Source organism: Qipengyuania sp. GPGPB31 (assembly GCF_038396345.1).
Taxonomy (GTDB): Bacteria; Pseudomonadota; Alphaproteobacteria; order Sphingomonadales; family Sphingomonadaceae; genus Qipengyuania; species Qipengyuania citrea.
Genome location: NZ_CP149572.1, coordinates 1,677,076 through 1,691,918, shown reverse-complemented (window position 1 = coordinate 1,691,918; position 14,843 = coordinate 1,677,076). Strand labels below are relative to the sequence as shown.

Annotated in this window: 12 protein-coding genes, 1 tRNA gene and 2 pseudogenes; 3 read left to right on the top strand and 12 right to left on the bottom strand. The window is 64.3% G+C overall.

The window, feature by feature from the left end; translation table 11 throughout:
- Positions 1 to 46: 46 nt before the first annotated feature.
- Positions 47 to 1,315 carry a lipopolysaccharide biosynthesis protein gene (locus WKH79_RS08535; protein ID WP_160765992.1) on the bottom strand — a complete coding sequence of 423 codons (1,269 nt, stop codon included), beginning with the start codon at positions 1,313 to 1,315 and terminating at the stop codon, positions 47 to 49.
- A 13-nt stretch (positions 1,316 to 1,328) separates the two neighbouring features.
- Entirely contained in the window at positions 1,329 to 2,138 is an 810-nt protein-coding gene (locus WKH79_RS08530) for an NTP transferase domain-containing protein (protein ID WP_063506349.1), read from the bottom strand.
- 64 nt (positions 2,139 to 2,202) lie between these two features.
- On the opposite strand from WKH79_RS08530, the gene WKH79_RS08525 reads away from it, so the two are divergent.
- Entirely contained in the window at positions 2,203 to 2,925 is a 723-nt protein-coding gene (locus tag WKH79_RS08525; RefSeq protein ID WP_341858604.1) for a hypothetical protein, read from the top strand.
- On the opposite strand, the pseudogene mmsB reads toward WKH79_RS08525, so the two are convergent.
- From mmsB to WKH79_RS08475, 10 genes and pseudogenes are all read right to left on the bottom strand, one after another.
- Positions 2,912 to 3,777, bottom strand: a pseudogene (mmsB, locus tag WKH79_RS08520) (3-hydroxyisobutyrate dehydrogenase). The gene WKH79_RS08525 and the pseudogene mmsB overlap by 14 nt on opposite strands.
- A gap of 40 nt (positions 3,778 to 3,817) precedes the next feature.
- Positions 3,818 to 4,600, bottom strand: coding sequence for an enoyl-CoA hydratase-related protein (locus WKH79_RS08515; RefSeq protein WP_341858603.1), 783 nt, complete (start codon positions 4,598 to 4,600; stop codon positions 3,818 to 3,820).
- Positions 4,601 to 4,705: 105 nt separating this feature from the next.
- Positions 4,706 to 5,757: pseudogene (locus WKH79_RS08510) on the bottom strand (enoyl-CoA hydratase/isomerase family protein).
- A gap of 30 nt (positions 5,758 to 5,787) precedes the next feature.
- On the bottom strand, positions 5,788 to 6,933 hold the full coding sequence (locus WKH79_RS08505) for an acyl-CoA dehydrogenase family protein (protein WP_341858602.1): 1,146 nt from the start codon (positions 6,931 to 6,933) through the stop codon (positions 5,788 to 5,790).
- A gap of 48 nt (positions 6,934 to 6,981) precedes the next feature.
- Positions 6,982 to 7,368: a RidA family protein gene (locus WKH79_RS08500; protein WP_341858601.1), complete on the bottom strand. Its 387-nt coding sequence runs from the start codon at positions 7,366 to 7,368 to the stop codon at positions 6,982 to 6,984.
- Positions 7,365 to 7,670 (bottom strand): I78 family peptidase inhibitor, encoded by a 306-nt coding sequence (locus WKH79_RS08495; RefSeq protein WP_230832465.1) that lies wholly within the window; start codon positions 7,668 to 7,670, stop codon positions 7,365 to 7,367. Before WKH79_RS08495 ends, WKH79_RS08500 begins: the two co-directional genes overlap by 4 nt.
- A 14-nt stretch (positions 7,671 to 7,684) precedes the next feature.
- On the bottom strand, positions 7,685 to 8,155 hold the full coding sequence (locus tag WKH79_RS08490) for a hypothetical protein (protein WP_050600933.1): 471 nt from the start codon (positions 8,153 to 8,155) through the stop codon (positions 7,685 to 7,687).
- A 32-nt stretch (positions 8,156 to 8,187) separates the two neighbouring features.
- Positions 8,188 to 9,684 (bottom strand): CoA-acylating methylmalonate-semialdehyde dehydrogenase, encoded by a 1,497-nt coding sequence (locus WKH79_RS08485; protein ID WP_341858600.1) that lies wholly within the window; start codon positions 9,682 to 9,684, stop codon positions 8,188 to 8,190.
- 88 nt (positions 9,685 to 9,772) lie between these two features.
- Positions 9,773 to 10,987: a DUF819 family protein gene (locus WKH79_RS08480; RefSeq protein WP_341858599.1), complete on the bottom strand. Its 1,215-nt coding sequence runs from the start codon at positions 10,985 to 10,987 to the stop codon at positions 9,773 to 9,775.
- A gap of 35 nt (positions 10,988 to 11,022) precedes the next feature.
- The gene (locus WKH79_RS08475; protein ID WP_341858598.1) at positions 11,023 to 12,093 is read right to left on the bottom strand and encodes a PLP-dependent cysteine synthase family protein; all 1,071 of its coding nucleotides are present in this window, start codon (positions 12,091 to 12,093) and stop codon (positions 11,023 to 11,025) included.
- A gap of 116 nt (positions 12,094 to 12,209) precedes the next feature.
- Here WKH79_RS08475 and WKH79_RS08470 point away from each other — a divergent pair.
- Together WKH79_RS08470 and WKH79_RS08465 are read left to right on the top strand one after the other, a co-directional pair.
- Positions 12,210 to 12,283 (top strand) — tRNA-Gly (locus tag WKH79_RS08470).
- Between the two features lie 315 nt (positions 12,284 to 12,598).
- The gene (locus tag WKH79_RS08465) at positions 12,599 to 14,500 is read left to right on the top strand and encodes a hypothetical protein (protein WP_341858597.1); all 1,902 of its coding nucleotides are present in this window, start codon (positions 12,599 to 12,601) and stop codon (positions 14,498 to 14,500) included.
- The last annotated feature ends 343 nt before the right edge of the window (positions 14,501 to 14,843 follow it).

Below are 14,843 nucleotides of genomic sequence, written 5' to 3'. Positions count from 1 at the left end.
GTGCACCAGCGCCTCGCCGGGTCGGACCTGCGGTCCGGTGCCCGCGCTAGCGTTCGGGTGGCACCTCGGGTTTGGGTTTGACCGTGATCGTGATCTGCGACAGCGAGATGATCGCGACCCAGAAGCCCAGCACCGACAGGGCGGATGCGCCCATGACCGTGAAGGCTGCGCCCTTCAGCCCGTTCCAGCCCATCGCCACTTCGAGCAGCGAGAGCCCGATCACGGTCGGGATCGCGCGGATCAAAAAGGCGGTGCCCGCGCGGCCCGCGCTGACCAGCAGGGATTCGAGGCTGGCCCCGACCAGCTCTATCGCCCCTGCAATCGCCAGGATCACCATCGTCCAGAACACCCGGAATTCGGGGCCCGCGATCAATGCCAGCGCCGGCCGCCCCAGGAACAGCGTGCCGAGCACGGCCAGGACGCCGGCGATCAGCGCGATATTTGCCATTCGCCGGGCCATGGCGTGGGCCGTTTCCTTGGCGTGGACCAGTTCGGGATAGATCGCCTTGGACACGGTTTGTGCAAGGCTGACGAGCGCCTGCCCCAGCTGGCTCGCGACGCGATAGCCGCCCGCGGCGGTTTCGCCCCCGATGGCGCCGATCAGCAGGATCAGCACCTGCTTGGATCCGACATTGAGGCTGCCCGACAGATTGGTCGACCAGACGAAGCGCCAGGCACCTGGGTGCGCCCGCGGAATATGGCGCAGGCTGATCCGCGACAGGTTGATGCGTTCCAGCCGTCCGGCGGCAATCCACAGCGCGGCGGCGACCGCTACTTCCGCCGCCGCCCAGGCGAGGATGAAGCCGGTCACCGTCGGCATGGCAATGGCTGCTGCTGCGGCGCCTGCGGCCCGGACCACCGGCTGCACCGCTTCGGCGGCGGTCGTGCGGGCATAGGCAAACCGCAGGCGCAGCAGGCCGGTCGGTGTGGTACGGATGGCGAGCAGCGAAACGACGCAATAGCCGAAGGCGACGGGGAGCAGCTCGTCGGGCAGCGGGAGCCATAGCGGCGCGGTGCCGACCAGCACGGCGGCCAGCACCAGGCCGAGCGCAATCGACAGCAAGTCGAGCGCGATGGCGAAACCGGTCGCATCGGCCGGCCCGTCGCCATCGGCGCCCCACCGCACGACGAATTGCCAGGTCTGGAAGTTGGCTATGCCGGTGACCGTCTGGCCCAGCGCGAGGATGATCGCGAAATAGCCGAAATTGTCGAGTCCGAGCGTGCGCGTGGCGAGCGCGAGGTAGACGAGGCTCAGCAGGGCGTTGAGACCGCGCCCCGTCAGGAGCCAGCCGATATTGCGCAGCAGACGATGCATCGTGCGGCCGGTGTCAGGCGGCTGCGAGCCGCTTCGCCAGCAGCTTTTCGGTAACCTGGAACGTGCGCTCGTTGTCGACGTCGATGGCGCAGTGGCCATGGCTCATCTCGATCGGCACCATCGAGAACCCGAAGCGGCGCGAAACCTGCGCGAAGAGCTTTTCCTTCGTTCCCCAGCCGAGGAAGAAGCGGATCAGGTTGATCACGCCGAACGCCTTGGCAATCCGGCGCGGGAATTTCACGAACTGCCCGCCGCCGCGCATGATTTCGGCTGCCGCGAGCGCCTGCGGGGTACCGATCCAATAGGCATTGCAGTTCGAATATCCGCCATCGGAAAATTCGTAGAACCGCGACTGGCCCTGCGGATCGGCGGCACGGACGTCTTCCTTATGCGCCAGTGCAGCCGCAGCGCCTGCCTTGCTGGCAATCGCCTTATCGGCAAACTCGGTGAAGTCCTCGGGCAGCCACAGGCAGTTGTCCGCGGTAGTGATCAACAGCGGATAGTCCGCGCCCTCTGCCCCGGCAAAGACGCTGTCGACCAGATTGAACGCGCCGGGCTTGAACACCAGCCGGCCCTCGGCCTGGAGCTTGGCGATCGAGGGGATGGCGGCGATCTCGTCAGCCTCATGCGCCACGACGCGGATCTCGCCGATGCGCGGGCTGGCGGCGACATTCATCACAACGCGTTCGATCATCGGCATGCCGCCGACGGGAACGACGCATTTCTGCGCGACACCAGCGCGCTCGGCGAGCGGGTCGAGCACGCCCGAACGCTTGCCTGCCATGATGAGCGCGGTGACCTTGCCATTGTTGTCGTGTGTCATGGGCGCGCAAATAGGGCCGAATGGCGCGGTTGTCACTGCCGTGCGCTTAAGGCACGGGGTTGGCGTGCGAATTATCTTCTCTCGCAAGGGTTTCGACAGCGCTTCGGGCGGCGGCGCGTCGCCGATCGTGGAGAGTCGGCCGGTCAGCCTGCCGATCCCGGCCGGTACCGCCTCGCGCACGACCTATGGCGATCTCGGGCTGGGCGAACATGCCGCGCTTGCCAGCCGGGGGCGGGTCGATGCGGGCACGCTGTGCCACCACGACCCGATGTTCCTCGCCGATGGCACCTGCCTGTTCGGCCAATGCGGTGCGGCGCAGACGCATCTGGCGAACCGGGGCGTGGGGCTGGGGGACGTGTTCCTGTTCTTCGGCCTCTTCCGCGAGGAAGGCGGCGATCTCCACCACCGGATTTTCGGCTATCTCGAAGTCGCGGAGATCGTCGATCTTACACGTGCCGCACCCGACTATCTGGTCGAGCGCGGCCATCCGCATGCGCTGGCGCTCCACGCGCGCAACGACGTGATCTATGCGGGTCCCGGCGTGGAAGCCCGGCGGGCGAGCAATGCGCTGCGGCTGACGGTGCCCGAGGGACCGCCCTCGCTATGGCGGCGTCCCGCTTGGCTCAAACACGGCGGGCTGAGCTATCACGACCGCGCCGACCGCTGGCTGCGCGGCGGTCGGCTCAAGAGCGTGGCGCGCGGGCAGGAATTCGTTGCCGATATCGACCGCCGCACGGCCCCGCGCGAATGGCTCGCGCGGGTGCTGGAAGAGGTCAGAGCGTCTTGATGATCGCGCTGAAATCGAGCCCCGCATTATCCTCGGCGAATTGCTCGTAAAGCTCCTTCGCGTGGCGACCGAGCGGGGTCGAGGCATCGGCGGTCTCGGCGGCTTCCATCGCCAGCTTGAGATCCTTGAGCATCAGGCCGGTGGCGAAACCGCCCTGGTAATCCTTGTCCGCCGGGCTTTCGGCGCCGACGCCGGGCAGGGGGTGTAGGCATTCAAGGACCAGCAATAGCCCGAGGACTGCGAACTGATCTCGTAGAACTTCTGCGGATCGAGCCCGAGCTTCTCGGCCATCTTCATTGCCTCGGCGGTGCCGATCATCGAGATGGCGAGCAGCATGTTGTTGCAGATCTTGGCGGTCTGGCCGGCGCCTGCGTCGCCCGCGTGGATCACGGCCTTGCCCATGGCCTGCAGCACCTCCTCGGCGCGGGCGAAGGCCTTTTCGGTGCCACCGACCATGAAGGTCAGCGTGCCGCCATTCGCGGCCGCGATCCCGCCCGAAACGGGGGCGTCGACCATGTCGTAACCGGCGGCCTCGGCCTTGGCGATAACCTCCTTGGCTGTGGCGACATCGATGGTCGAGCAGTCGAGCAGCACCGCACCTGCGGGCGCCTTGCCGATCACGCTGCCTTCATAGACCGACTTCACGATCCCGCCATTGGGCAGCATCGAGACGACTGCGTCGACACCCTGCACGGCCTTGGAAGCATCGGTGAAGGTCGTGCAGCCGCTGTCCTTGGCGGTCGCGAGTGCTCCCTCCGCAAGGTCGAAGGCATTCACGGCATGCCCGGCCTTCACGAGGTTCGCAGCCATCCCGCCGCCCATATTGCCGAGGCCGATGAAGGCGATTTTCATGTTCTCTCTCCGCGTGTTCTTTTCTCGTGGCAGTAAAGGATTATCTCCCCTTCCATTTGCCCTCGCGCTTCTCGACGAAGGCGGCCATGCCCTCGGCCTTGTCCTCGCTCGCGGCCAGGATCTGGAAGATGCGCCGTTCAATGATCAGGCCCTGATCGAGGCTGGTTTCGAAGGCCGCATTGACCATTTCCTTGTTCGCGATCGCGGCCATCGGCGGCATGCTGGCGATCTGCGCGGCGGCCTTGAGCGCTTCGTCGAGCAGCGTGTCATGCGGCACGACGCGCGCGACCAGGTTGCTGCGCTCGGCTTCCGCGGCATCCATCATCCGGCCGGTCAGGCACATTTCCATCGCCTTGGACTTGCCCACCGCCCTGGTCAGGCGCTGCGAGCCGCCCATGCCGGGCGCAACGCCGAGCTTGATCTCGGGCTGGCCGAACTTGGCGTTTTCGCTGGCGATGATGAAATCGGCCATCATGGCGAGCTCGCAGCCGCCGCCCAGCGCGAAGCCGTTGACCGCCGCGATCCACGGCTTGCGCGTCTTCTTGACGATCTCGCTGGTCCAGGGGCTGAAGAAATCCTCGAGGTAGAAATCGGCTGCGGCCTTCTCGCTCATTTCCTTGATGTCCGCGCCCGCGGCAAAGGCCTTGTCGCCCGAACCGGTCAGGACTGCGCAGAGCTGGCACTTGTCCGCTTCATAGGCGGCGAAGGCCTCGGTCAATTCCGCAAGGATCGTGCTGTTGAGCGCGTTGAGCGCCTTGGGACGGTTGAGCGTAATCAGCGTGACCGCGTCACGTTGTTCGACGGTGATGGTTTCGTAAGCCAATGTTCTCTCCACGTCGCTCCTGCGTAGGCAGGAGCCTAGATGACTTGTCGGCCGCGCGGAACCGCAACGGCGTATGGGCCCCTGCCTGCGCAGGGGCGACGGATATCACCGTTCGAGCGGCGTCCATTCCTCGCCCTGGGGAAGCGGGGCGAAGATGCTGTCGATCAGTTCTTCGCTGACGTCCTCGGGCGCTGCGGGGTCCCATTGCGGGTCGTTCGTCTTGTCGACGATCACCGCGCGCACGCCCTCGGCGAAATCGGGCCGGGTCAGCACGCGGCTGGCGATGCGATATTCCATGCGCATGTTGTCGGCAAAGCTGCCGAGCTGTTCGCTCTCGCTCAGCTGGCGCAGCGCGACCTTGCAGGTCTGCGGGCTCTTGCCGCGTAGCGTGGCGAGCTCCTTCGCCGCCCATTCGCTGTCGTCTGCCTCGAGGCTGGCGAGGATGTCCTCGTAGCGGTCCGAGGCGAAGTGCTTCTTGATCAGCGCCGCATTCTCTTCCAGCCGCGCGGGGGCGGGGTGATCGAAAGTTCGGACAGGATACCGCCGATCCGCTCGGGATGCTCGATAATCCGCGCCTTGGCTTGGGCGAGTTTCTCGGCCGGCAGGTAATGCGTGGCGATACCCGCCCAGACGCATTCCGCGCCGTCGAGCCGCGCACCGGTCAGCGCTAGGAACTGGCCGAGCCGCCCGCCCAGCCGCGACAAGTGCCAGCCGCCGCCCACGTCGGGGAACAGGCCGATGCCGCTTTCGGGCATGGCAAAGCGCGTGTTCTCGGTCGCGACGCGATATTTGCACGGCAGCGCGATACCGACGCCGCCACCCATGGTGATGCCATCCATGAATGCGACGATCGGCTTGCCGTATTCGAACATCTGGTGGTTGAGCCGGTATTCGTCGTGGAAGAATTCGCGGCCGCTTTTCCCGCCATCGTTGAGCGCGGAATGGCGCAGCAGATTGATGTCGCCCCCCGCGCAGAAGCCGCGCCCTTCGGCGTGGTCGAGGATGACGGCCTCGACCGCGTCGTCTTCGGCCCAGCCTGCCAGCGCGGCGCTTATGCCATGGCACATGTCGAGCGTCAGCGCATGCAGCGCCTTGGGGCGGTTGAGCGAGATATGGCCGGTGCGGCCATGCGCGTGGATGTTGAGGTTCTCAGTCATGGGGTCTTCTCATTCTGCCGCCGGTCGCGGTCACTGGCGCAGCAAATCGCGGCCCACGATCATGCGCATGACCTGGTTGGTGCCTTCGAGGATCGAATGCACGCGCAGATCGCGCCAGAAGCGTTCGATCGGATATTCCTTGAGATAGCCATAGCCGCCGAACAGCTGCAGCGCATCGTTGACGATCTTGCTGCCATTGTCGGTCGCGAGCCGTTTGGCCATCGCGGAAAAACGCGACTTGTCGGGTGCGTTGTCGGTCACCTTGGCCGCTGCGAGATACAGCAGCGCGCGAGCCGCTTCGAGGTCGGTTGCCATGTCGGCAAGCATGAACTGCGTGTTCTGGAAATCCGCAATGGGCGTGTCGAACTGCTTGCGGTCCTTGGTGTAGGCCACCGCTTCGTCGAGGCAGCGCTGCGCCCCGCCCAGCGAACAGGCCCCGATGTTGAGCCGGCCGCCGTCGAGGCCCATCATCGCAAAGCGGAATCCCTCGCCTTCGTCGCCAACCCGATTGGCAACCGGCACGCGCGCATCCTCGAAAATGACCTGTGCGGTGGGGGAGGCGTTCCAGCCGAGCTTCTTCTCCGGCTTGCCGAAGGAAACGCCCGGCGTGTCCTTGTCGATGACGAGGCAGGTGATGCCCTTGGTCTTGTGTTCTCCCGTGCGGACCATGGTGACGTAGACATCGTTGACGCCCCCGCCCGAAATGAACTGCTTGGTCCCGTTGAGAACGTAGTGATCGCCGTCGCGCACCGCGTTGGCCTTGAGGCCTGCGGCATCCGAACCGCTGCCCGGTTCGGTCAGGCAGTAGCTGGCGATCTTGTCCATGCTGACGAGGTCGGGAAGATAACGGTCCTTCACGTCCTGGCTGCCGAAACTGTCGATCATCCAGCTGGCCATGTTGTGGATCGAGATGAAGGCGCTGGTGGTGGGGCAGCCATAGGCCATCGCCTCCATGATGAGCGCAGCCTCCAGCCGGCCGAGCCCGATCCCGCCGCTTTCTTCCGAAACGTAGATCGCGCCAAAACCGAGTTCGGCCGTGCTCTTGATCACGTCGCGCGGGAAATGCGATTTCTTGTCCCATTCGCCCGCATGCGGAGTGATGTTGTCGGCGGTGAAGCGCTGCGCCACTTCCTGGATCGCGAGCTGCTCTTCGGTAAGCTGAAATTGTCCTGTCATGGCGGGTGACCTAGCGGTGGTGGGGGGAGGTGAAAAGGGCTGCGGCGGTCAGCCTTCGATGATTGCTTCGGCCTCGATCTCGACTTTCCATTCCGGTCGGCAGAGCCAGGCCACGCCTGCCATCGTTGCGGCGGGGCGGGCCTCGCCGAAGAACCGCGCGTGGACTTCGCCGATCGCCTGCTGGTCGGCCGGATCAGTCAGCAGCATGCGCGTGCGCACGACATCCTTCGCGCTGCCGCCCAGGTCTTCGACGGCGCGCAGGATCAGCGTGAAGCAGCGTTCGGCCTGAGCCGCGGCATTGCCCGGTGTCGAGGTGCCGTCATCCTCGATCGGGCCGGTGCCGGCGACCATGATGCGATCGCCTTGGCGCACCGCGCGGGCGAAGCCGAACTGCGCTTCGAAGGGCGATCCGCTGGAGGCGTGGCGGCGCTTCACCCGCAGGTGATCTCGGTGATCTGCCGCGCCTCGTCATAGCGCACGTTCACGCGGTCGGTGCGGTAGTCCATCGTCCAGGCCGAGTTCGGCGGCCCCCAGCGGAGCACCTCGGCGCCGCTTTCGGCAAGGATGGCTGCCCCGGTCCGCTCGGTCGCCTGCTGGCCGACATGGGCCTGTGCCGGTTCGGCATTGCAGCTGCCGCGCATCGCATCGCCGGGATCCGACGGGGAGGGCGCGGGTTCGGAATACCCCGCGCAGGCGGCCAGCGGCAGCGCCAGGACGGAAAGGGCCAGGATACGCATGGGGGGCAACACTCCTATTCGCATTTCTTGAGCGGCATGGGCTCGAACTGGTCGTCGCCAACTGCCGCCGGGGTCAGCCTGCGCCCGTCGTCGGACAGCGTGAAGCGGCGCGCCATCTCCCATGTCTCGCCTTCACCTTCCATCGCCAGCGAAACGACGATGTCCTGCGGGCCTGCGACTTCGATCCGTGTCACTTCGCCGAACGATTCGTAGAACTGCATGGTCTCGGGCCCGATCTCGACGCGCAGGTCGGAAGCCGGATCGCAGCTGCCCTCGACATAGTCCCAAACGCCCCGGAACGCGGCGGGAATGGTTTCGGCAGTGACGGGGCCCGGCGGTCCGGCGCCGTCACCAATCCCGCCATCGGGTTCGACCGGCATCATCGTTTCGGCCGGCTCGGGCGCAGCCGCCTCGTCCGGCCCGTCCGAACAGGCGGCAGCCAGCAGTGCCAGCGGCAGGGCGGCGGTAAGCAGTGATCGTTTCATCGTGTCTCTCTCCCTACCGCCTGCCGCGGCATTCAACCCATCGTCGGTATGACGAAGGCGTTCGATCCGTCGCCGCCACCATCGGGCCAGCGCTGGGTGACCTTCTTGGCCTTGGTCCAGAACTTCAGGCCTTCCTGGCCGTACTGGTCGGTGTCGCCGAAGCCCGAACGCTTCCACCCGCCGAAGCTGTGATAGCTGACGGGGACGGGAATCGGAACGTTGATCCCGACCATACCGACATTCACGCGGTGGGCGAATTCGCGCGCCGCATGGCCGTTGCGCGTGAAGATGGCGACGCCATTGCCATATTGGTGCTCGCTCGGCAGCCGCAGTGCATGCTCGAAATCGTCAGCGCGCACGATTTGCAGGACCGGCCCGAAGATTTCCTCGCGGTAGCTTTCCATGTCGGGGGTCACGCGGTCGAGCAGCGTCGGGCCGACGAAGAAGCCCTTCTCGTGCCCCTGCAGCGTGAAACCGCGGCCATCGATGACCACTTCGGCGCCTTCCTGTTCGGCAGTGTCGATCCACTGTTCGATCCGCGCCTTGTGCTCGGGCGTGACGACGGGGCCGTAATGCGCGTCGGGATCGGTCGAAACGCCGATGCGCAGCGCATTGATCGCGGGGATCAGCTTTTCGCGCAGCCTCTCGGCGGTGTCTTCGCCCACGGGCACGACCACTGGCAGCGCCATGCAGCGTTCACCTGCGGAACCGAAGGCGGCGCCGGCGAGATCGCCCACCACCTGGTCGAGATCGGCATCGGGCATGACGATGCCGTGATTCTTCGCGCCGCCCATCGCCTGGACGCGCTTGCCCGCAGCGACGCCGCGCTTGTAGACGTAATGCGCGATATCGCTCGACCCGACGAAGCTAACCGCGGCGATATCCTCATGATCGAGGATGGCATCGACCATTTCCTTGTCGCCGTGGACCACCTGCAGCAGCCCCTCGGGCGCGCCGGCTTCGACGAACAGTTCGGCCAGCCGGATCGGCACGCTGGGATCGCGTTCGGACGGCTTGAGGATAAAGGCGTTGCCCACCGCGATCGCCATGCCGAACATCCACATCGGGATCATGGCGGGGAAGTTGAACGGGGTGATGCCCGCGCCGATGCCCAGCGGCTGGCGCATCGAATAGACATCGATGCCGGGGCCCGCGCCTTGCGAATATTCGCCCTTCAGGGCCTGCGGGATGCCGCAGGCATATTCGATGACCTCGAGCCCGCGCTGCACGTCGCCGTGCGCATCGTCCACGACCTTGCCGTGTTCGCTGGCGAGCAGTTCGGCCAGTTCCTGCTTGTTGGCTTCGACCAGCCGTTTGAATTCGAACATCACCCGCGCGCGGCGCTGCGGATTGGTGGCCGCCCATTCGGGCTGGACCTTCTTTGCGGCGGCGACCGCGCGGTCGAGCAAGGCGGCATCGCCCAGTGGAACCTCGGCCTGGACTTCGCCCGTCGAGGGGTTCCAGATCTTGTGGGTGCGGGCCGCGGGAGCGCTCGCTCCGCCGACGATGAAATGGTCAAGCTGACGCATGAAAGTTCCTCTCTTTTCTTTGCAACGGCCCATACGCGCGCAAGGTCCGAAAGCAACCGGTATCGGGTGAAACCTTTGCCGCGCGCGGCTAGCCGACCGCCGCCATCATCTGCGCGCACAGGATCGCGCCATAGGTCCCCAGTGCATAGCCCAGCACGGCCAGCAGCACGCCGACGGGGGCAAGCGCGGGGTGGAACGCCGCCGCCACCACCGGCGCCGACGCCGCGCCGCCGATATTCGCCTTGCTGCCCACCGCGACGAAGAAGAACGGCGCCTTGATGATCTTGGCCACGCTCAGCAGCAGGATGACGTGGAACAGCATCCAGATGAAGCCGATCGCCATGAAAGCGGGCGCATCGGCAATCTTGGTCACGTCCATCCGCGTGCCGATCACCGCCACCAGCAGGAAGATGAACAACACGCCGAACTTGCTCGCGCCAATACCTTCCAGCTCGCGTGCACGGGTGAAGCTGGCGGTCAGTCCCGCGGTGGTGGCGATGACCACGACCCAGAAGAACTCGCTCGCCAGCGTAGCGTCCTCGCCCTGCATCGCGGCGAACCAGCCGCCCAGCCAGCCGCCGAGCAGATGCGCGAGACCAACGATGGCGAAGGTGACGCCGAACAGCAGGACATAGTCATTGGCCTTGGCGACGCGTTCGATGCTCGCGGTGTAATCGGCCATCGTGTCGCGCAGCCGGGCGATCGACGAACTGTCCGCGCCCAGCCATTTGTCGACGCGCTCGTGCGCGCCCGCGCCATAGAGCAGGAACACCATCCAGATTTCCGCCACGATGATGTCGACCGCCAGCAGCGCGGCAAAGCCTTCGAGCGGGTAGCCATAAACTTCGAGCATCGCGGTCTGGTTGGCGCCGCCGCCGATCCAGCTTCCCGCCAGCGTCGCCAGCCCGCGCCAGGCGGCCGTATCGCCCGAACCGATAATCGAAGGTTCGAACTGCGCCACGATCCACAGTGCCAGCGGCCCGCCGAGGACGATGCCCACCGTGGCGGTCAGGAACATGACGATCGCCTTGCTGCCGAGGCCGAGGATCCCCTTGATGTCGATCGACAGTGTCATCAGGAACAGCGCGGCGGGCAGGAAATAATCCTTCGCTACCGGCCACAGATTGCTTTCGGATACGTCGATCAGCCCGAAAGTCGTCATCAGGCTGGGGACGAGATAGCAGACCAGGATGATCGGCACGAAGACGTAGAAACGCTGCCAGCCGGGGCGGTCGCGCGTGGCGAATACGAAACCGAGCACCAGGGCAAGCAGCCCGAGAATAATCCTATCGTCGCTGATCATGTGATGCGGCAGCCCTTGTTCTGGAGATGCAGTGTCTAGCCGGCGAAGCGGCCGGTTTCGAAGAAGTCCGAGATCGCCTGTCGCGGCGCCGCGACGTCGAGGTCGCGCGCCGCCAGCCAATCCGCGTCGAAGATGGTGTCGGCATACCGCGCGCCGTCGTCGCACAGGATCGACACGATTGAGCCCGTTTCGCCGCGCGCGGCCATTTCGGCGGCGATGCGCGCGCAGGCCCACACATTGGTCCCGGTCGAACCCCCGCAGCGCCGCCCCAGGCGGGCGCTGACTTCATGGGCGGCGGCGATCGAGGCGGCATCTGCCACCACTTCCATCCGGTCGACGATATCGGGCAGGAAACTGGGTTCGACCCGCTGCCGGCCGATGCCCTCGATCAGTCCGGCAGAGTGGTCCACGCGCGCAACGCTGCGCTCGGCCCAGTGGCGGTGGAAGACCGATCCCGCGGGATCGGCGACGCAGACGCCGGTGTCATGGCGATTGTAGCGCGCAAAGCGGCCGATGGTGGCGGAGGTGCCGCCCGTTCCCGCACCGCAGACGATCCAGCGCGGTACCGGATGCGGCTCGCGCGCCATCTGCGCGAAAATCGATTCGGCGATATTGTTGTTGCTGCGCCAGTCGGTGGCGCGTTCGGCATAGGTGAACTGGTCGATATAATGGCCGCCCAATTCGTCGGCGAGCGACTGCGCCGCTGCGTAGACTTCGCCGGGCGCGCCGACGAAATGGCATTCGCCGCCGTAGAATGCGATGGCGTCGATCTTGGCCTGCGCGGTGCTGCGCGGCACCACGGCGATGAAACGCAGCCCCAGCATGCGCGCAAAATAGGCTTCGGAAACCGCGGTCGATCCGCTCGATGCCTCGACCACTGGGGTGTTCTCGCAGATCCAGCCATTGCACAGGCCATAGAGAAACAGCGATCGCGCCAGCCGGTGCTTGAGGCTGCCGGTCGGATGGCTCGATTCGTCCTTCAGATAGATCGCGATATCAGGCAGCGCGGGGACCGGCAGCGGGATCAGATGCGTGTCGGCCGAACGGTTGAAGTCGGCCTCTATCCGGCCGATCGCCCAGTTCACCCATGCGCGCTTGTTCGTCATGCGGGCCTTGTAGGGCGTGCTGCCCGCGGGGGAAGGGCGCGCACGCCGTTTTCCGCCGTGGCCGCCGGTTTGTATTGACCGCCACGCGCGTTCCGTGGCAAGCGCCGCGCCGCCTCGCGGGTGTAGCTCAATGGTAGAGCAGCAGCTTCCCAAGCTGACGACGAGGGTTCGATTCCCTTCACCCGCTCCACAATTCTGAATTAGCCGCAGAAAACCGCCGTTCCGGAGGCGGTAGTGCGCACACCTTCACCCATAGTTTCTCACACGGCTTCTCACATCACGGCCGTCGCGGCGATGGCCATACCGAACGCGTTCGGCGTACGAGTTCGCTAGTATGCGGCAGAACAGCTACCTTGTTCGCCGCGGCGCGCGATATCACTTCCGCCGCAGAAATCCGGCCGTTTTCCCTTGCAACCGTCCTATAAGTATCGCGCTGGGCACAGCTGACCCGGTCGAGGCGCGTCGCCTTGTCCGTAGGCTGGCCGCGAGATGGGACGAGTTACTTATGTTGATGATGCCGAAAATCGAGCGCGGTCATCTGACGATTGATGAACAGGAAGCTCTCTTCCGAAAAGGGCTGAAGGATGAGCTCGCAAGAGCGACCGCGCATTTCACGGCCCCCATCGCTGCCGAACAACCTCACGCAGGGACGCACAAGATCATGGAAGCGGCCTATCGCATCGTGGCCCGAGTGCCACATGATGCCGCTGTCATCGATCTAGAGACCTTCGAAGCCGAGGTTGACGACAGCTGGACAGAGAATGAAATCCTGTTGCTCTGGAAGACGCTGCATATGCTCGTCACGCCGATGAGCATTAGTCGCACCGAAGCATTGGAGGCGGTGGGCGACCTAGGTGGTCCGCTCAACGATGGCACAGCGAAGGAAGCACGTGCACAGCTGTTGCGTGGACATGCCGAAGCGCACCGCCGTGCATCCCTGATTGACAGCGACGAGGTGAGATCATCTGGCCGGGGGATCGTGGCTCTTCTCGATGACGACATCATCGGGCGGGCTTGGTCGGCTCAGAGTAAGCCTGGTAAGCCAGACGACTGTGCCGGTGAAGCCGTAAGGCCGGATGCCCCATCCATGACCGAGCCGGTGCAGGATAGCATCTACGCGTTCCCGAGCGATCTACGCTTCAGCGAGGTGATGAAGGACGTTCTTGCGGAGCTGATGGAAGAAAAGGGGTGGGAGAAAGACAATGGCCAGCGCGAAGCGGTATGTGAACGTGCCGCATGGATATGCGGTGATAAACGGCTAAAGGACTGGAGCGCGGCCGATGCGAAATACTTTGCAAAAACCGTCGCCAGATTCCCCAACAAATTTTCGTGGGGTAAGCTGAACAAATCAGGGGCAATGGCCGTCCCATTCTGCGAGGATGCCATTCCTTCAAACAAGGGAATGAAGCGCAGTCCGAGGACAATAAACCGCGACCTGAGCATTCTCCAGAACGTGTCGAAACGGCTGGCCAAAACGCACTGGCGCCTGAAATACGGCGACAGGCTCGAAGTTGATTTTCTCGAGTATACGATCCGCGTCGAGGACGACCCCGAAAATCCCGATCGGATGCCATGGACGCCAGACCATCTGAAAACGCTTTACTCGCTGCCTCTTTGGCAGGGTGGCGGCGGAAGCATCGAACGTCTCAAGCCCAGCGGCCGGCCGATGGTTTACATGGACGCGGCATACTGGCTCCCGCTCATTGCGACTTATACGGGCATCTGTCGCGAAGAAGGTTCCGGGCTCGAAATCGATGATTTCAATTTCGCTTGCGAGGTGCCTTACCTGGTCGTCAAGAAGAACAGCCTTCGCCGCCTGAAGACCATGGCACGCGCCCGAGTGATGCCGCTGCATCCTCAGCTTCTTGAGCTGGGATTGCAGAGGTATGTCGAGGCAATCGCGAAGGAACAGGGTCATCAGGTGGGCACATGCACCCCGATTTTCCCTGAGCTATGGTGCAAAGAGGCGAAATATCGCGGAGACGGTAAGAAGGTCCCGGCAATTGGAGGCCGTCGTTTCTACGCTATTGCGTGGCGCTATGCGGCCGACGCTACGCACGGCGTAATGCCGCTGCCTGAAACGAGTGACGGCAAGAAGGCCGATTTTCATTCGCAGCGGACCTACAACCAGAGCGTTCTTGCTGCTCCAGACGTCGCCGAGAAAATTCTGGCCATGCACATGGGGCACGCGCGTAAGGGCACCGGGTCGAAAAAATATGATCGTCGGTCGCTGGCGCTCGGCGAAGTCAAAGAGCTGCGTGAGCGGCTCGATATCATGGTGCGTGAAATGCCGAATGTGACATCGCATATCCCGCGACAGGATCGCGTCAATCTGCTGCACCTCCGGAAGCGATCACGCGTGGGTTCCGCGCCGGGACGTGATGCACAGCGTAAGTTCTGCCAGTAATGCGGGAGATATTGCGATCATGATCATTCCAGGGCCACCCACGAGGCACCATTTGAGGCATGGCCTCGCCAACGACCTGCTGCCATGCGAGCTCATCTATGCAAGCCCACGACGCGAGCGAGTGCCAAGGGTGTTAGTCTTCCGTTCCCGAACCAGAAGCGAATTCATTACCCGGGTCGATATGCAGATGCCCGAGATCGCAAAAGTGGGTTTCCGAGATCGACTAATCACCGATCTGATTCAAATAACCGAGTTGGCGAACTCTGCGTGGGCAAGTTCGCGGATAACGCGGACTGAAGAAAAACCGATCCTGAGGATTGGGCCGAAACCGAAAAGAAAGCCG